This is a genomic window from Nocardia sp. NPDC006982 (genome assembly GCF_042869435.1).
GTDB lineage: Bacteria > Actinomycetota > Actinomycetes > Mycobacteriales > Mycobacteriaceae > Nocardia.
The window spans coordinates 147,831-165,212 of the sequence record NZ_JBIAFV010000011.1 but is presented as its reverse complement, the minus strand read 5'-3'; the positions used below and the strand labels follow the sequence as shown (position 1 = coordinate 165,212).

General features: G+C 66.8%; 16 protein-coding genes. 3 read left to right on the top strand and 13 right to left on the bottom strand.

Annotation, left to right across the window (positions count from 1 at the left end):
- Positions 1-51: 51 nt before the first annotated feature.
- The 3 genes from ACFYOW_RS34160 to ACFYOW_RS34150 form a co-directional block, all read right to left on the bottom strand.
- Entirely contained in the window at positions 52-555 is a 504-nt protein-coding gene (locus ACFYOW_RS34160; RefSeq protein ID WP_387294188.1) for a DinB family protein, read from the bottom strand.
- A 67-nt stretch (positions 556-622) separates the two neighbouring features.
- The gene (topA, locus tag ACFYOW_RS34155) at positions 623-3,421 is read right to left on the bottom strand and encodes a type I DNA topoisomerase (RefSeq protein WP_387294275.1); all 2,799 of its coding nucleotides are present in this window, start codon (positions 3,419-3,421) and stop codon (positions 623-625) included.
- Positions 3,422-3,775: 354 nt separating this feature from the next.
- Positions 3,776-3,982 carry a cold-shock protein gene (locus ACFYOW_RS34150; RefSeq protein WP_011206895.1) on the bottom strand — a complete coding sequence of 69 codons (207 nt, stop codon included), beginning with the start codon at positions 3,980-3,982 and terminating at the stop codon, positions 3,776-3,778.
- A 436-nt stretch (positions 3,983-4,418) separates the two neighbouring features.
- On the opposite strand from ACFYOW_RS34150, the gene ACFYOW_RS34145 reads away from it, so the two are divergent.
- Positions 4,419-6,800, top strand: coding sequence for a DEAD/DEAH box helicase (locus ACFYOW_RS34145; protein WP_387294187.1), 2,382 nt, complete (start codon positions 4,419-4,421; stop codon positions 6,798-6,800).
- Positions 6,801-7,132: 332 nt separating this feature from the next.
- Here the strand turns inward: ACFYOW_RS34145 and ACFYOW_RS34140 are convergent, their stop codons facing one another.
- Positions 7,133-7,522, bottom strand: coding sequence for an Rv3654c family TadE-like protein (locus ACFYOW_RS34140; RefSeq protein ID WP_387294186.1), 390 nt, complete (start codon positions 7,520-7,522; stop codon positions 7,133-7,135).
- Positions 7,523-7,600: 78 nt separating this feature from the next.
- Here ACFYOW_RS34140 and ACFYOW_RS34135 point away from each other — a divergent pair, with 78 nt between their 5' ends.
- Positions 7,601-7,801 carry a hypothetical protein gene (locus ACFYOW_RS34135; protein WP_387294185.1) on the top strand — a complete coding sequence of 67 codons (201 nt, stop codon included), beginning with the start codon at positions 7,601-7,603 and terminating at the stop codon, positions 7,799-7,801.
- A gap of 251 nt (positions 7,802-8,052) precedes the next feature.
- Here the strand turns inward: ACFYOW_RS34135 and ACFYOW_RS34130 are convergent, their stop codons facing one another.
- From ACFYOW_RS34130 to ssd, 7 genes are all read right to left on the bottom strand, one after another.
- Positions 8,053-8,367: a TadE family type IV pilus minor pilin gene (locus tag ACFYOW_RS34130; protein WP_387294184.1), complete on the bottom strand. Its 315-nt coding sequence runs from the start codon at positions 8,365-8,367 to the stop codon at positions 8,053-8,055.
- A 62-nt stretch (positions 8,368-8,429) separates the two neighbouring features.
- A complete protein-coding gene (locus ACFYOW_RS34125) occupies positions 8,430-8,615 on the bottom strand; it encodes a DUF4244 domain-containing protein (RefSeq protein ID WP_387294274.1) in 186 nt (61 codons plus the stop codon).
- A 588-nt stretch (positions 8,616-9,203) separates the two neighbouring features.
- The gene (locus ACFYOW_RS34120) at positions 9,204-9,821 is read right to left on the bottom strand and encodes a type II secretion system F family protein (RefSeq protein WP_387294183.1); all 618 of its coding nucleotides are present in this window, start codon (positions 9,819-9,821) and stop codon (positions 9,204-9,206) included.
- 41 nt (positions 9,822-9,862) lie between these two features.
- Positions 9,863-10,654, bottom strand: a complete 792-nt coding sequence (locus ACFYOW_RS34115) for a type II secretion system F family protein (protein ID WP_387294182.1) — start codon at positions 10,652-10,654, stop codon at positions 9,863-9,865.
- Positions 10,651-10,866: a hypothetical protein gene (locus ACFYOW_RS34110; RefSeq protein WP_387294181.1), complete on the bottom strand. Its 216-nt coding sequence runs from the start codon at positions 10,864-10,866 to the stop codon at positions 10,651-10,653. Before ACFYOW_RS34110 ends, ACFYOW_RS34115 begins: the two co-directional genes overlap by 4 nt.
- A complete protein-coding gene (locus ACFYOW_RS34105) occupies positions 10,863-12,050 on the bottom strand; it encodes a TadA family conjugal transfer-associated ATPase (protein WP_387294180.1) in 1,188 nt (395 codons plus the stop codon). Before ACFYOW_RS34105 ends, ACFYOW_RS34110 begins: the two co-directional genes overlap by 4 nt.
- Entirely contained in the window at positions 12,047-13,156 is a 1,110-nt protein-coding gene (gene ssd, locus ACFYOW_RS34100) for a septum site-determining protein Ssd (RefSeq protein WP_387294179.1), read from the bottom strand. Before ssd ends, ACFYOW_RS34105 begins: the two co-directional genes overlap by 4 nt.
- Before the next feature lie 366 nt (positions 13,157-13,522).
- On the opposite strand from ssd, the gene ACFYOW_RS34095 reads away from it, so the two are divergent.
- The gene (locus ACFYOW_RS34095; protein WP_387294178.1) at positions 13,523-14,392 is read left to right on the top strand and encodes an HAD family hydrolase; all 870 of its coding nucleotides are present in this window, start codon (positions 13,523-13,525) and stop codon (positions 14,390-14,392) included.
- 495 nt (positions 14,393-14,887) lie between these two features.
- Here ACFYOW_RS34095 and ACFYOW_RS34090 read toward each other — a convergent pair whose 3' ends face one another.
- Both ACFYOW_RS34090 and ACFYOW_RS34085 read right to left on the bottom strand, forming a co-directional pair.
- A complete protein-coding gene (locus ACFYOW_RS34090; protein WP_387294177.1) occupies positions 14,888-15,634 on the bottom strand; it encodes an oxidoreductase in 747 nt (248 codons plus the stop codon).
- Between the two features lie 49 nt (positions 15,635-15,683).
- Complete coding sequence (locus tag ACFYOW_RS34085; protein ID WP_387294176.1) at positions 15,684-17,375, bottom strand: dipeptide ABC transporter ATP-binding protein; 1,692 nt, start codon at positions 17,373-17,375, stop codon at positions 15,684-15,686.
- Between the last annotated feature and the right edge of the window lie 7 nt (positions 17,376-17,382).

Genomic DNA, 17,382 nt, shown 5'->3' with positions numbered 1-17,382 from the left:
CCCTAGCCGCCCCGTCCGACAGCCCCGGGCGGACGGCTGAACGGATCCGCATCAAGCTCGCTGGTAGGTGGTATTGGCACCGTCGAGCGCCTCCCGAATGATGTCGGCGTGCCCACTGTGGTGGGTGATCTCGCGCAACACGTGCAGCAGCGTGAACCGCACGGTCCACCACACGCGGTCGGGCGTCCACGGTGTCGTCGGGGTCGGGATGGACGTGCTCAGATCCGGCTCGGTGCGAATCAGCTTCGCGGTCGCCTCCGCCACCTCGTCCCAAGTGGCCAGCAGTCCCGCAACCGTATCGTCGGGCGCCATCAAATACTCGCCCTCGAATTCGGCCAGTTCCTGCTTCGCCGTCTCATCGCGCTCGACGATGACCTTTGTCCAGTGCCGCTCGCAGTTCACGACATGGTGCAGCAGTCCACCGAGAGTCAGCTCGCTGACGGTGGTGCGCTGCCGTGCCTGCTGCTCGTCTAGACCACGCAGGGTGATTCGAAACACCTCGCGCTGACTGTCGAGTGCGAGGATGAGATCTTCGCGTTCCTGATCGATGGCCATGGCGGTCCCCTTCCCGATCGAGCTTCGATACCGGGGCGAGGCTACGGCAGGGCACCGACGAAAACCGTCAGGACTTCTTCGCGGCCGTCTTCTTGGCGGTCGTTTTCTTGGCGGCGGTCTTCTTCGCCGCCGTCGCCTTCTTGGCCGGAGTCTTCTTCGCCGCCGCCTTCTTGGCCGTCTTCTTCACCGGACCACGCGCTCGCCGATCGGCGAGCAATTCCGAGGCCCGTTCATCGGTGATCGAATCGACCTCGTCGCCCTTGCGCAGGCTGGCATTGGTCTCACCGTCGGTGACGTACGGACCGAAGCGCCCGTCCTTGATCACCATCGGCTTACCGGTGGCCGAATCGTTCCCGAGCTCGCGCAGCGCCGCAGCACTGGCGGCCTGGCGTCCGCGCCGCTTGGGTTCGGCGTAGATCTTGAGCGCCTCGTCCAGCGTCACGGTGAAGATCTGGTCTTCGTTGAGCAGCGAACGAGAATCGGTGCCCTTCTTCAGATATGGGCCGTAACGCCCGTTCTGCGCGGTGATCTCCTCACCGGAAGCCGGGTCCGCACCGACAACGCGCGGCAGCGACAACAACTTCAGCGCATCGTCGAGCGTAATCGTCGCCAGATCCATATCTTTGAACAGCGATCCGGTCCGCGGCTTAGGCGCCGCAGCCTTTTTCGCGGTTTTCTTCGCGGGTGCGGGTCCGTCCTCGGCCGCGGGCTCCGGCAGGATCTCGGTGACGTACGGGCCGAAACGTCCTTCCTTGGCGACGATTTCGTGCCCGGTCGCCGGATCGGTACCCAGCGAACGCCCCTCCTGCGGTGTCGAGAAAAGCTTCTCGGCGACCTCGGGGGTCAGCTCGTCCGGCGGCAGATCATCGGGCAGATTCGCCCGCTGCGAAATCGAATCCCCTTCCGGGTCATCGGGATTGGCGACCAGCCGCTCCAGATACGGTCCGAACCGACCGACCCGAACGACGACGTCGCGCCCCTCGCCGTCGACGAACAGCTTGATCGAATTGACCTCGCGGGCATCGATATCATCGAGCCGCTCACCGACCATCCGCTTCAGACCACCGGAGCGTGCGACCGAACCCTCGACACCGTGATCGCCGCCGAAATAGAAGCTGGACAACCAATTTCCGCGCTGCTCACGCCCACCGGCAATGGCGTCGAGATCGTCCTCCATCGCGGCGGTGAAGTCGAAGTCGACCAACCGACCGAAGTAAGCCTCCAGCAAACCGACGACCGCGAAGGCGACCCACGACGGCACCAGCGCACTGCCGCGCTTGTACACATATCCGCGGTCGAGAATGGTCTTGATGATCGACGAATACGTCGAAGGTCGACCGATGCCGAGCTCTTCGAGCGTCTTGATCAACGAGGCCTCGGTATACCGCGCCGGCGGATTCGTGCTGTGCCCATCGGGATTCAGCTCCACCGCCGTGACGCGCTCGCCCTCGTCGAGTGCGGGCAGCCGGGATTCGGCGTCGTCGGACTGACCGCCCGCCTCCTCGTCGACACTCTCGACGTAGGCCTTGAGGAAGCCTGGGAAGGTGATGGTCCGACCGGAGGCCGAGAACACGCATTCCTCGCCGGTACCCGCGACACCAGTGATCCGCAGCGTCAGCGTGGTGCCCCTGGCGTCGGCCATCTGTGAGGCGACCGTGCGCTGCCAGATCAGCTCGTAGAGCCGGAACTCGTCATTGTCCAACCGCGCATGCAATTGGCCCGGGGTCGCGAAGGTATCGCCTGCCGGGCGGATCGCCTCGTGCGCTTCCTGCGCGTTCTTCACCTTGCGGGTGTACTGCCGCGGCGTCGGGTGCACATACTCGGCGCCGTACAGCTGGGTCGCCTGCGACCTGGCCGCGGCGATCGCCGACTCCGACAGCGTGGTCGAGTCGGTACGCATGTAAGTGATGTAGCCGTTCTCGTACAGCCGCTGCGCGACCCGCATGGTCCGCTCCGCATTGAACCGCAGCTTGCGGCCCGCCTCCTGCTGCAGTGTCGAGGTCATGAACGGCGCGTACGGCTTACGCGTATATGGCTTTGCCTCCGCTGACGAGACCACCAGATCGGCGCCCTCGAGCGCCTCGGCGAGGCGGCGGGCATACGGCTCGTCGAGGACGACCACGCCATTGCCCTTGAGCTGCCCGTCCGGTCCGAAGTCCCGGCCGGTGGCGACCCTGGTCCCGTCGACGCTGACCAGTCGCGCCCCGAAGGTCCGCGGATTGGTGGCGTCGCCGTTGTCCCCGCCCGCATCCAGCTTCGCCGCGATATCCCAGTACTCGGCCGAGCGGAATGCCATCCGCTCGCGCTCGCGCTGCACGATCACCCTGGTCGCGACTGACTGCACCCGGCCCGCCGACAGCCGCGGCATGACCTTCTTCCACAGCACCGGACTGACCTCGTAGCCGTACAACCGGTCCAGGATGCGCCGGGTTTCCTGCGCATCGACCAGATCGTTGTCCAGATCGCGGGTATCGGCCGCGGCGGCCAGAATGGCGGGCTCGGTGATCTCATGGAACACCATGCGTCGCACCGGCACCTTGGGCTTCAACGTCTCCAACAGGTGCCAGGCGATCGCTTCGCCCTCACGGTCGGGGTCGGTGGCGAGGTAGAGCTCGTCGGCATCGGCCAGCAGACTCTTGAGCTCGGAAACCTTGGCCTTCTTATCCGGACTCACCACATAGATGGGTTCGAAGTCATTGTCGACGTCGACGCCGAGGCGCGCCCAGGACTGGCCCTTGTACTTGGCGGGCACGTCCGCCGCACCGCGCGGCAGGTCCCGGATATGACCGACCGAGGCCTCGACCGTGTAATTGCGACCCAGATAGGGCGCTATTTTGCGGGCCTTGGTCGGGGACTCGACGATCACGAGACGACGCAGGGGACGGCCCTGGTCGGCTGCACCGCGGTCTCGTGTTGCCACCGGCGAATACACCTTTCCTTATCGACCCGCGCGGCGCTTTTTCGCGCTGTGCGCGGCTGGGGCAAGCGGCGGCGACGGGGAGGACGTTGCCACCAGACACGTTTATACCTTGACGCGACGTGTGGCCGAGCGCTTGCGACTCGAACCACAGAGCGTACCTGCGTCGCTGGTGATCAGTATGCAGTGCCTATGGCGATACGACCGCACCGCAGGTACGCGTCGGTTTTTGCCTTACCCCAGATATAGCTCGTCCCTCACCTCCGTTACCGGTGGTGAGGGACGGGCGGATTGTTTCGACGCTCAGCTGAGCGCGCGAACTCCGGTGGCCTGCGGGCCCTTGGTGCCCTGGCCAACCTCGAACTCGACCTTCTGGTTCTCCTCGAGGGTGCGGAAACCCGACCCTTGGATCTCGGAGTAGTGGACGAAGACGTCAGCGGAGCCGTCCTCCGGCGCGATGAAGCCGAACCCCTTCTCCGCGTTGAACCACTTCACAGTTCCCTGTGCCATTCTGTTCCTTCTCTTTTCTTACCGGAACGGCGGACAAGTAGGTTCATCCACCGGGTCCGTTCCGACCGCTGTACTGTTGGTTCCCCCTGCAGGAAAGCACCAAGCACACCGTTCGCAACATCGATCCTGCTGACGGTTTGGACTTTGGATCCGTCCCTCGAACACAGAAGCTTGCGACCAGGAACTAGTGAACCATGTCTTCGAGCAATTCAACAGTCGAGTTACCGACAATTTGCAAAAAAGTTGATCTTGCGAATGCGCAGGTGAGGGACACAATGCCGGAATCCAGACTTGTGGTTCGTTTGCTTACGGATAACCGAGCCAGTGTCTGGCAAACAGCCTGTGACCCAGGTCGCTATTTGGTATCGAAATGGCAGGTGGGGCTTCCTAAGCGCACACGTTTCACACTTTCTGCGCGTGTCGCGGAGCCCGAGTCGTGAATCCGACCGAACCGGCGACCCGGCCACGCGCCAGCAACGGCCGAAGTTATGGGGCATCGTTGCTGAATCGTGTCCTTGACGGGGCGCCCGATGACGACCCACGTCTCACCCATGTCGTCGAGCTCGCCGCACGGCCCGCAGCCACGACTACCTGGCCGGATTGGGCCGCGCCCGACGTCGTCGCCGCGCTGCGAGCCACCGGAGTCGAGGCACCGTGGACTCATCAGACCGAAACCGCCGACCTAGCCGCGAGCGGCCTGCACGTTGTCGTCAGCACCGGCACAGCATCCGGGAAATCGCTCGGCTACCAGCTACCGGTGCTCACCGCATTGCGCGAGGATCCACTCGCCACTGCCCTTTATCTCGCGCCAACCAAGGCATTGGGTGCTGATCAGCTGCGGGCAATTGCGGAATTGACGCATGAAGGGCCGTTGCGAGATGTCCATCCGGCCACATACGACGGGGACACACCGGCCGAGGTCAGGCAATGGGTGCGGGCGAATGCCCGCTTGATCCTCACCAATCCGGACATGCTGCACGTCGGCATGCTGCGCTCACATCAGCGCTGGGCCAGGGTGTTGCGCAGGCTGCGCTATGTGGTGGTCGACGAATGCCACGCCTACCGGGGCGTATTCGGCTCGCATGTGGCGCTGGTGCTGCGCAGGCTGCGGCGGATCGCGGCACATTACGGCGCGGATCCCGTGTTCATACTGTGCTCGGCCACCACGGCCGAGCCCGCGGCTGCGGCATCCCGGCTGATCGGCGCGCCCTGCGTCGCGGTCACCGAGGACGGATCGCCGCGGGGCTCGCGCACCATCGCACTGTGGGAGCCGCCGCTGTTGACCACCCTGACCGGTGAAAACGGTGCGCCGGTTCGGCGATCCGCCACGTCGGAGACGGCCAGGATCATGGCCGATCTGGTGGTGGAAGGCGCGCGCACGCTCGCATTCGTCCGGTCGCGGCGGGCCGCCGAGCTGACCGCGATCGAGGCCCGCAGGCTGCTCGCCGACGCCGATCCCGAGCTCAGCAAACGGGTCGCCGCCTATCGGGCGGGTTATCTCGCGGAGGATCGGCGCGAACTGGAGGCCGCGCTGTCGGATGGGTCGCTGCTGGGGGCTGCCACTACGAATGCGCTGGAGCTCGGCGTCGACATAGCTGGGCTGGATGCGGTCGTGATCTCGGGTTTTCCGGGCACGGTCGCCTCGTTCTGGCAGCAGGCCGGGCGCGCGGGCCGGCGCACGCAGGGATCGCTGGTACTGCTGGTGGCCAGGGACGATCCGCTGGACACCTTCCTGGTCCACCACCCTGAGTCGCTGCTGGACAAACCGATCGAGGCCACCATCACCGATCCACACAACCCCTATGTACTGGGTCCGCAATTGCTGTGCGCCGCGCTGGAACTCCCGCTCACCGATGCTGAGGTCGACCACCTCGGGGCGGGTGGGGTGCTCGCCGATCTCGCACGTCAGGGGTTGATTCGACGCCGGAACGGTGCGGTGCGCGACGGTAGCGCGCGCTGGTTCGCGACAGCCGAGGCGCAGCCGCACGATGCCGTCGATGTGCGCGGTGGCATCGGCACACCCATTGCCATCGTGGATGGCGAGACCGGCAGATTGCTCGGCACGGCCGATGCCGGGCGAGCGCGGGCGACGCTGCACGAGGGGGCCGTTCACCTGCATCAAGGCGATACCTACCTGGTCGATGAGCTGGATCTCGAGGGCGGAGTGGCCTTCGTGCGCAGCACCGACCCCGGCTGGACCACCAGCGCCAGACAGGTCACCTCCATCGCTGTCGACACGGTGACCGAACAGCGCCGCCACGGCCGGGTGACGACCGCATTGGCGCAGGTCAGCGTCACCAGCCAGGTGATCGGGTATCTGCGCACGCTGCGCACCGGCGAGGTATTGGACCTGGTCGAGCTGGATATGCCGGAGCAGACGCTGCCGACGCGCGCGGTGCTGTACACGGTGACACCCGAGCTGCTGGCCGCCGCAGGCCTGGATACGCCACGGGTACCGGGTGCGCTGCACGCCGCAGAACATGCGGCTATCGGCCTATTGCCGCTGGTCGCGACATGTGACCGGTGGGATATCGGCGGTGTTTCGACCGCCGAGCATCCGGATACGGGACTGCCGACGGTGTTCGTCTATGACGGGCAGCCCGGTGGTGCGGGCTTCGCCGAACGCGGGTTCGCGCAGCTACAGCACTGGTTGTCGGCCACGCTCGCGGTGATCGAGACGTGCACCTGCGCGGTCGGGTGCCCGTCCTGTGTGCAGTCGCCCAAGTGCGGCAATGGCAACCATCCACTGGACAAGGCCGGTGCGGCCCGCCTGCTGACCGCGGTTCTGGGCGAATTGGCCGCCGATACGGGCAACTGAACGGCACGGCGAAGGCGCCGCGCTCGATTCGTGACAGCGCCGACCCCCGAACGTGATCACTTGTCCACGTTTCCGGGTGGTCACCAGGGGTTATAGGCGCGTGTCGGCGTGCCTCGCCGTGCTGCGCCGGGCGTGTCGGACCGCCGAATAAAGAGGATTAGATTCATGTTAACTGAGGTATTGCCACGGCCATTACCACCCGACGTGCGGATTCATTCGATTGCGTTCTGCGGTTACCAAGTAAATTGAGGCAATGGCGTATTTATTCGAGCATCGCAATTACCGAATTCCGGCATCGTGAAGTACCACTGGCGAGTGTAAGTACGTACCGGTCACGCTTCGACTTCTACAGGTCCGGCACGGGCAACCGCGCGAACAGTCCGCTTTCCTAACAGACCCATTGGTACATTCCCTTCAACAGTGACGGTCGCATCCCACTGCACGACTTCACAGTGCTGAATCCGCACTTCCATCCGTCGCGCAATCTCCCCGGCTTCCGCACATCCGACATCTGCCCCACGCGCGAGTTCCCCCGCCGCCGCCAATGCCGCCAAATCCGCCGCAGCCTGCGCCCGATGTCGCGCCACAACGACCGCGCCAACCTGAGCGATCAATAGCGTCGCGCCGATCAGCGCAGCCAGCGCCAAGCAGGCGAACACCGTCGCAACGCCCTCGTCCCGGCGCACCTCATCGATCGCATTCGCTTGGCGGACCTGCCCCACATCGAGGCCGTCCTCACTCCTGGAAGCAATCGCATCGCACCCATGGTCAGCTCGGTTGTCCGCCCAGACTCCCCACGAGTGACGACGCTGCCTCATACCGCCGAATACACACCCGCTGCGGCGACGGTCGATCCGATCACCAGGCCTGGCCCGCCGCATCAGGTCACTGTGCGCACTGGCACCTCGGCCGCCTCCGGGCGGGAACGCTCCGCACCGGCAGTCGGCTCGGATGTCCCGGGCTTGCCGCACTGCGATGTAAAACCCTTGCGTGTCGTCTGATGTAAGCGCCCTGGACCGGCGTTCGAGCCAGCGGGCAGCAGCGACGCAGCAGCGACGTGCTGTGCACCGGTCGACGATGCCGCTGTGATTGTGGTCGCCTGGTCGGTAGGGCGGGCTGTTCGGCGGAGCTGCTTCTACTGCTCGGTCACTGGGCATCCTTACTGCCGCGGTTCGGTGGCGCGGCACATCGCTGTCCATCATCTGTGTGGTGCCCGGTGGCACGTCGCGGTCCATTGGTCGGCCGTCGCTGGTCACGGCTCGGCTCCTGGCTCACGGGTGGCGACGGCCTCGGCGTGCAGGACCAGTAAGGGCAGCAGGGGAGCGCGGGCGGAGACCGCCGCGACTACCCGGTCGCCCTCACTGCGCAGCGAGATGTCGGCGGTCGGCGGAGCTACCCACCGCGCCGCCGGCACCGCATTCGCTTGATCACCGCGGGCAGCCAGCCGGGCCGCTTCGCGAGCGGCGTCGACACAGCGCACCTGCGTCGACGCCGCGAGCAAGGCACCGACGCACAGCACCACCGCAAACACGATGGCAGCGAGTGCAATCGCCGCCTCAACCGTCACCGCACCCCGATCGTCACCGAGATGCGTTGCACCACAGTAGTTTAATCGACAACTACCCCGCGCTAGACCGCGGTATTCAGTGCCTTGTCGATGATCTTCGTCAGCGCGTTCACAATGCTGTCCCCGGTCACCACCCCATAGAGAACGGCCCCGAACGCCGCAGCCGCAATAGTCCCGATCGCATACTCCGCCGTACTCATCCCGTCGTCCGCGACCAACACCCGCAGCACCCGAGCCCGCAGCTCCATGCTGACGGCCCCCAGCCGGAGCACCACCTGATCCCGCATCATTCGCACCGTGTTCCCCTCTCATTCCCGCCCACGCGGCTACTCCGCGCCGACACACTCTTCCCCGTCGCGCACGCCCCGGCACCGCTCCACACAGCTCAACGCTCCCGAGCGCAGCACCCGGCAGCTCCGCGACGGCACCTTCAACACCGCCGCGTTCGACAGAACCATGCGCGCCCTGCACCGGGTCGACAATGTCCCGCGCGCGCACTCCGCGCGCATACGCTCTTCCCGGCCGCCCGCGCCCCGGCACCGCACCACACAGGTCAACGCTCCCGAGCACAGCACCCAACAGCTCAGTAACGGCACCTTTGGCAGAGCCGTGATCGACAGAGCCCCGCGCGGCGGTCTCCGGCCCGACAAAGTCCGGCGCGATCGCGCCCAGGTAGGTCCTGCTCCGAGTTGGCATCCCCAGCTCGGTAGCGCCCCGTGCTGCGCTGTCCGGGGCAGCAGAACTGTCGGAACCGGTAACGCCTCGCTGGGTCGTTCGTAACTCGGTCGTTCGCGAACCCGTCGCGCGTGATGCAGTACTTCCCTGCCGTGTAGTTCTCACAGCAGTCCGCCTCCGAGGACGCGGCCTGCGAGGCCGATTACTACGGGGACGATGCCGAGGCAGACGAAGGCCGGGAGGAAGCAGAGGCCAAGGGGGCCGCCGATGAGGACTCCGGCACGTTCGGCGCGGGCGGCGGCCGCATCCTCGACTCCGCTGCGGCGCTGTTCGGCCAGTTCGCCGATGGCGGTGGCGAGCGATGCGCCGGAGCGGGCGGAGCGCCGGGCCATGCGTGCCAGTGAATCGACCTCCTCGGCGCCTGGTTGGCCTGCGCCGTCACGAGCCACCTGATCCCAGGCGGTTGCCGCGTCCGCACCCAGTGCCAGCAGGTCGGCTGCCTTGCGCAGTGCCGCGCCGAGGGCCGTCGGGGCGCTCGGTGCCACTGCGCGTGCTGCGGATGCCATCGGCAATCCGGCTCGTAGGCAGGCGGCCAGCAGGTCGAATACCGAGGCTATGGCCATCGGATCGCTGTCGGTGCTGCGCGGAGACACCAGGGCGACCGGCTGTGGACCAGGCTCTCGTAGCGCCCGCAATCGCCGATTCGTCGCAACTCGTCCAGGCAGCACGACTAATGCCATCGCAAGCAAAAGCAGCGGCGCACTGGCAATTCCAACCATCCGCAACCCCTTCGAATCCGTGATCGACCAGCAGATCTGTTTCATACGAAGACCTTTCGCGTGATCGCGTCGGTCCACAGCAAGCCGATGCACGCCAGTGCCGCGCCGAGTGGCAGCAGTACGGTTCCGGCACCCGGGCTCAGCAGCACGTGCAGTGGGGCGGCACCCATCAGTTGGCCAAGGCCGATACCGAGGACCGGTAGGCCCGCCAGGACCGCCGCTGTGGCGCGAGCACCGGCCAGTGCGGCTGTGGTGCGCGTGCGAAAACGGATGCGCCCCAGTAGGTCCGCGCGAGCAGCCGAGAGTAGTTCCGCGAGAGCTAGACCGTGGTGCTCGGCGACCTGCCATGCGTCGGCGATCCTGGCGAGTTCCGCGTCGACGATGGAATCGGAATCGCGCAGCCCGTCCGCGCCGGAACCACCGAGTCTGCTGCGCGCCGCGCTCACCGCGAAGACGCGTGCCGCCTCCCCGCGCGACTCCTGCGCGGCTACCTCCGCCGCCGCACTCGGATGCGCACCCACCCGCAGTTCCCCGATCACCGCCTCGAGCGCGTCCAACAGATGGGCGCACTCCGCACTGCGCCGCCGCTCCCGGCTCGCCCACCGCACCCGAATACCGACCGTTCCCGCAACCAACACCGCCGCAACCAACGGACCGACACCAACGGCCGACGCCCCTATGATGACAACACCGAAGGTGACCCGAACTCGACTGCCCCGCCGGAACTTTCGGGCGCCGCCCGACGCCGTGAACAGCCTGACGAACCGACGCCGCGAACTCGGCGGCGGCGCCAGCCGAACCGCGAGCGCCAGACACACCAATCCCGCGATCATCGACCGAGCCGTTCACCGACCAGGCACCGCACCGGCGCCATCCGACCAGCAATTCCCGAGTGCACCGCTGCCGCGATCAGGCTGGACCGCAACGCTGCCGGAGTCACGTCCTCGAGGAGCACCAGCACCACATCCGACGACGGGACGGCAAGCACGCGCGACAGCGATGCCGTCCGGGTTGCGAGCGCCGTGCGCTCGATTCCCGCATTCACCGGCCGAGCCGTTCATCGAGCAGGCGGGTGAGGGTGGATGCGGCCGGGGTGGGGGCTTGGTCGGCGTGCCATGCGGCGGTTATGGTGACGCGGCCTTGGGGGTTGCGGGCTACGATGCCGATTTCGCGGAGGCCGCGCGAGCCGTCGGCTCGGCGGTGGACGTGCAGTACGACCTGAACGGCTGCGGCGAGTTGGCTGTGGAGGGCGGCTCGGTCCATTCCGCCCAGCGCGGCAAGGGCTTCCAGGCGGGCCGGGACTTCGCGGGGTGAGTTCGCGTGGACCGTGCCCGCGCCGCCGTCATGGCCGGTGTTCAGGGCCGTCAGGAGGTCGACTACCTCTGCGCCGCGGACTTCGCCGACGACGATTCGGTCGGGGCGCATTCGCAGGGCCTGCCGGACCAGATCGCGGACGGTTACCGCCCCGACGCCCTCGACGTTCGCCGTGCGCGCGACCAAGCGCACGACGTGGGGATGCGGGGGTGCCAGTTCGGCGGCGTCTTCGACGCAGATAATGCGTTCGTCGTTGGCGACCTTGGCCAATAGGCCGGACAGGAGCGTTGTCTTGCCCGCGCCTGTGCCGCCGACCACCAGGAAGGCGAGCCTGGCCCGAATGATCTGCTCCAGTAGAAGTTTCGCCTCGGCGGGTACCGCGCCCGCTGCGGCGAGCGCATCCAATCCCTGTGTCGCCGGACGCAGCACACGTAGCGACAGACAGGTGCCGTCGTGTGCCACCGGCGCCAATACCGCGTGCAGCCGGACTCCGAACGAATCCCCCAATGCCGCTTCCCTTCCGGTCAACCTGCCGTCCACCCACGGCTGTGCGTCGTCGAGCCGCCTGCCGGCCGAGAGCGCCAACCGCTGCGCCAAGCGGCGCACCGCCGCCTCATCGGGGAAGACGACCGAGGTTCGTTCCAGCCCGCGGCCCCGGTCGATCCACACCGCATCCGGCGCGGTCACCAGCACGTCGGCGACCCGGGGATCCTGCAGCAGCGGCTCCAACAGCCCAGCCCCGGTCATCTCGGTCTGTAACAGCCGCAATGCCCGCAGCAGATCGGTATCACCGAGCACGCCACCCGCCTCGGCCCGGATAGCAGCCGCCACCTGCGCAGGATCCGGATCCCCCGACGCACCGGACAGCCGTTCCCGCACCCGATCCAACAACTCCGACGTAACCAGCGCACTCATCGCAGCCCCTTCCCTGCCGGAGCGCCGAGCACCCCGAGCACTGCGTCCGCCGCGTCGCGGAGAGGCCCGCGGCGCAAAGTAAGGCCACCGCGTTCGAGGCGGGCGGCCAGTCCGGGCTGGGCTCGAACGGCGGCCAGGAGGGGGAGGTCGAGGACCTCGGCGACCTCCTGGCCGCGGAGTCCGCCGGGTGCCGGGCCGCGGACGACCAAGCCCTGGTTGGGATTTCGCTTACCGATATGCGCGGCGACCGATTCGGCGGCGGCTACGGCGCGCAGGCGGGCAGGCACGACCAGGACGACGAGGTCGGCCGCGTCGAGTATCTGGTCGGCGTGCGGGCCGCGTTCGCCCGAGATATCGCATATCACCAGATCGCCTGCGGCACGGCCCGCTTCGATGACGGCGCGCACGGCGGCAGGGCCGATTTCGGCGGGCAAGCGTCCGGCACCGCCGCGGCCGCAGGACAGCACCGCCAGTCCCGGGGCGGCTGCCGGCAGTGCGCTGTGCAGTGCGGCGGCCGACACCCGGCCGTCCTCGATCACCAGATCCGGCCAGCGCAGTCCGGCCCCGGTCTCGATGCCGAGCAGCAGGTCGAGACCGCCGCCGAGCGGTGCGCCGTCGACCAGCACGGTGTCGTGGCGGAACCGCTCGGCGGCGGATCGCAGTCCGGTCGCCGCGGCCAATGTGGAGGCGCCCGCACCGCCGCCGGCACCCGCGATCGCGACGACAACACCATCGCCCATACGGTATTCACCGTGCTCAGCAAACTTCTCGATAAGTCCGACCGCGGCACCGGGCAGCGCGATGACGCGCTCGGCACCGACAGCCGCGGCGGCCTGCCAATCGGTCAATCCGGGTTCCCCGTCGGTCACCAGCACGATGCCGATCCGTCGGAGATGACCGGCCCGCGCACAGCTCTCGGCCGCCACTGTGTCGAGGATTACCAGAGGTGCTGCCACCCAGGCATGCCGACCGACAGAGAGCGCGCGCTCGTCGAGCTCGCGCTCCGCGGCCGCCGCGACCCGGCGCACCTCATCGCGCAGCCGGGTGTTCTGGATGAGCACGAGCGCGGGCGGCGGTGTGAGTGCCGGGGCGGCATCGAGATTCATGCAGGTCAGCGTGCTCGAAGACGAAGCCGAGCAGAAGATGGAATATGCCGAATGTGGATAACTCGGGGGGTGTGGATAAATCCGGAGGCCCGAAACCGGGGGAACCTACCCCGAAATAGAGGACGGCCCCAGCCGGGGGGGGAGGAGGCTGGGGCCGTCGGGTTCAGCCCCGGGGGGTCGGGCTGAACGCGCCTGGACTATGTCCAGGTGCCAGCAATACTACACCCAAGCCCGGGCCACAACGCAAGTCTGTCGACGGAGAACTTTGTGGCCACCACCGGCCCGGCGTCTCCGGGGCAAACCCGCCGAACGAACCAGACCCCGACCCGTCCGACAGTCTCGCGGCGGCATGCATATTCTGAACGGGTGACGGCCGATGGCGACCAGACAGAGCTCGAGGACCAGACGGCACGGGACGCGACACCAACGAAGCGACCGAGCGCCGGTGGCGAGCGCGTGGCCGCCTTCTTCGATCTCGACAAGACGGTGATCGCGAAATCGAGCACCTACGTGTTCAGTAAGCCCTTCTACGCACAGGGACTGCTGAACCGGCGCGCGGTACTGGAGAGCAGTTACGCCCACTTCCTGTTCATGCTCTCGGGCGCCGACCACGATCAGATGGAGCGCATGCGCGCCAATCTGACGAATATGGTCGCGGGCTGGGATGTGGAGCAGGTGAAATCCATTGTGGCCGAAACACTTCACGAACTCGTCGACCCGTTGATCTATGCCGAGGCAGCGGATCTCATTGCCGACCACAAGATCCGGGGACACGACGTGGTGATCGTCTCGGCCTCGGGCGAGGAGATCGTCGGTCCGATCGCCGAGGTGCTCGGCGCCTCGCATACCGCGGCGACCCGGATGGTGGTCGAGGACGGCCGCTACACCGGCGAGGTCGAATTCTATTGCTACGGTGCGGGTAAGGTGACCGCGATCGAAAAGCTCGCCGCCGCTGAGGGTTACGACCTCTCGCGGTGTTATGCCTACTCCGATTCGGTGACCGATCTACCGATGCTGAGCGCGGTAGGCCATCCGACGGCGGTGAACCCGGATCGCAATCTGCGCCGCGAAGCGGTGGCCAAGGGCTGGCCGATTCTCACGTTCTCCAACCCGGTCTCGCTGTGGGCGCGTTTCCAGAGTCCGTCGTCGACCACCCTTGCCGCGACGGCGGCGGTCGGGCTGAGCGCGGTGCTGGCCGGGGCGATCAGCTACCGACTGTTGCGTCGGCGCCGCTGAGCCATCGCCGCCCGGCGCGGGCCGCGTTGCCGGGCTGTCGAGGGGCGTGACGGAGGGCTTGCCGACATAACACAGAGGCCGCTGCGACCAGGCATTTAACCATGAAACACCGGTAGGCACGCCGGTTATTTAATGTTTTTCCAAGCCTTGATGTGAGGGCAGTCACAGGTGTAGAAAGGTAACTACGGAAGGGCGGAAGGCCTGAGCGGAACCGGAAGAGAAGGTTCAGCTCCCCGACCTACCCTTCCCAGCACGGGCACCAGGCACCCACGCGGAGCGCGCCGCGACAAGGGCAGAAGCGTTGTGGGCCTGCGAGATCCGGGTTTTCGACGGCGAAGGCCTCGCACAGGTTGCGGGGATGAACCGGCGGAGTTCGGATAATCGCCGAGGCCGCAGAACACAACCCACCCAGCACGCTTGGTAACCGGGTATCCGTGCTAGCGGGCGGTGAGGTCGTCAAACGACAACGCCGCCCGCTTTGATGTGTATCGGCCCCTATCCGGATGCCGCGTCGGCGATCGATGTCGCCTCTCGCGCACCGTCTTCGAAGGCGCCGCAGCACAGGATCACCCAGCCGCCCACCGCATCCGGGGCACCCGCGCCGAATCCGGCCGCCGCATCCAGATACTGCTGACGCCGCCGCAACCAGAACACCTCCGGTACGCCGAGGCTGTGCGGGTCCAGCCCACTGGACGCGGCCACCAGTCGAGAGGCCGCCCGTGCAACGATGCCGTCGGCCGTACCGAACGGCCGCAGGGTCAGTAATTCACCGTGCACGACCGCCGCGATGACCGGCGCGGGTGCCTTGGATCCGAGCACGGTCTGCACCAGCAGGTCTAGCCGTTCGGCCACACCGTCGTCAGCGCGTGGCCGTCCGAGCAGCGCCTCGTCGGTCACCAGATCGGCCGCGGCCAGCAGATGCAGCCGGGCCAGCGCCTGCAGCGGTGCGCGCTGCCAGGTGCCGACCAGATTCCGCAGCGCGTCACCGTCGAGCGCCTGCCCGACCCGCAGCGAGCCGGCCAGGATCGGATCCGCGACCCGGCCGTCGGCGGGCAGCTCGGTACTGCCGCCCTCGATGGCGGCGGATGAGCGCGCGGCACGCACGGCCGCCTCGGCGGCCGTGGTCGGCCAGCCCCGCCGGTTCGCCTTGTGCCGGTGCACCGCGGCGAGCGCGTCACGCGCCTTATCGGCGGCTTCGCGCACACCTGGCAGATCGACGAGGGGCTGTAGCGGATCGGTCACCGTGCTGATTTTGCCGCGCCCGCACCGCGACCGATGCACGACCCCCTGGTCAGCCCGCCAGCAGGTCCCGTCCGGGTATGGCGTCGAGCAGGCGGCGGGTGTACTCCTCCGTGGGATTCTGGAAGACCTCGTCGGTGGTGGCCGCTTCCACGATCCTGCCGGTTTGCATGACCAGGACGTCGTCGGCGATCTGGCGGACGACGGCCAGGTCATGGGTGATGAACAGATAGGACAGACCCAGCTCGGCTTGTAAGTCGTTGAGCAGCTTGAGGATCTGAGCCTGGACGAGGACGTCGAGCGCGGAGACCGCCTCGTCGCACACCACGACCTCCGGGGACAGCGCAAGCGCACGCGCCACTGCGACGCGCTGGCGTTGGCCACCGGAGAGTTCATTGGGGTAGCGGCGCATTACCGAGGACGGCAGCGACACCTTGTCCAACAGATCGCGCACCGTCGCCTCACGTTCCTTGGCGGTGCCGATTTTGTGCGTGCGCAGCGGCTCCTCGATGGTGCGGTAGATCGAGTACATCGGATCCAGCGAACCGTAAGGGTCTTGGAAGATCGGCTGCACTCGGCGGCGAAATGCGAACGCGCCCTTGCGATCCAGCTTCGCCACTTCGCGACCGTCGAAGGTCACCGAACCCGATGTCGGTTCGAGCAGACCCAGAACCATCTGTGCCACAGTCGATTTGCCCGAACCCGACTCGCCGACGATGGCAGTGGTCGTGCCGCGCTTCAGCCGGAACGACACATCGTCTACGGCGACGAAATCCGTCGACTTCCACGGCGTACTACCCCGAATCTTGAACGCCTTGGTCAGATTCTGTGCGACCACCACGTCATCGGAGACCGCCGCGATTTCGGCATCGGCCGCCGCGACCTCTTCCGCGACCTGTACGGCCTGCTTACGCACCGCTATGCGCTCACGCACCGAGGACAGCCGCTGCGAGGCGAGCGAGGGCGCGGAATTCACCAGCTTCTTGGTGTACAGGTGCTGCGGTTCGCGCAGAATCTGCAGTGCCGGACCGGATTCCACCACCTTGCCCCGATACATCACCACCAGGTGCTCGGCGCGTTCGGCGGCCAGGCCGAGGTCGTGGGTGATGAGCAGGACCGCGGTACCGAGTTCGCTGGTGAGTCCGTCGAGATGGTCGAGGATCTGCCGCTGCACCGTGACATCGAGAGCCGAGGTCGGCTCGTCGGCGATCAGCAGTTTGGGTCGGCAGGCCAATCCGATGGCGATGAGCGCGCGCTGGCGCATACCGCCGGAGAATTCGTGCGGATACTGGTTCACCCGGCGCGCCGCATCCGACATCCCGGCTTCCTCGAGCAGTTCGATGGCGCGCTGTTTGGCCGCCTTGCCCTTGGCAATGCCATTGGCCTCCAAGGTCTCTCGAATCTGGAAGCCGATCTTCCACACCGGATTCAGATTCGACATCGGATCCTGCGGCACCAATCCGATACCGCTACCGCGGACCGCGACGACCTCCCGCTTCGACGCCTTCGCCAGATCCTTGCCGTCGAACCTGATCGAGCCGGAGGTGACCTGGCCGGTGCCGGGCAGCAGGTCAATGATGCTGTGCGCGGTCGTGGACTTCCCGGATCCGGATTCGCCGACGATGGCGACGGTCTGGCCCGGATACACCGTCAGGCTGACGTCGCGCACCGCCGGAATCTTCTTGCCCTCGGATGAGAAGCAGACGTTGAGATCCTCGATCTCGAGCAACGGTTTATCCGACATCGCCGCG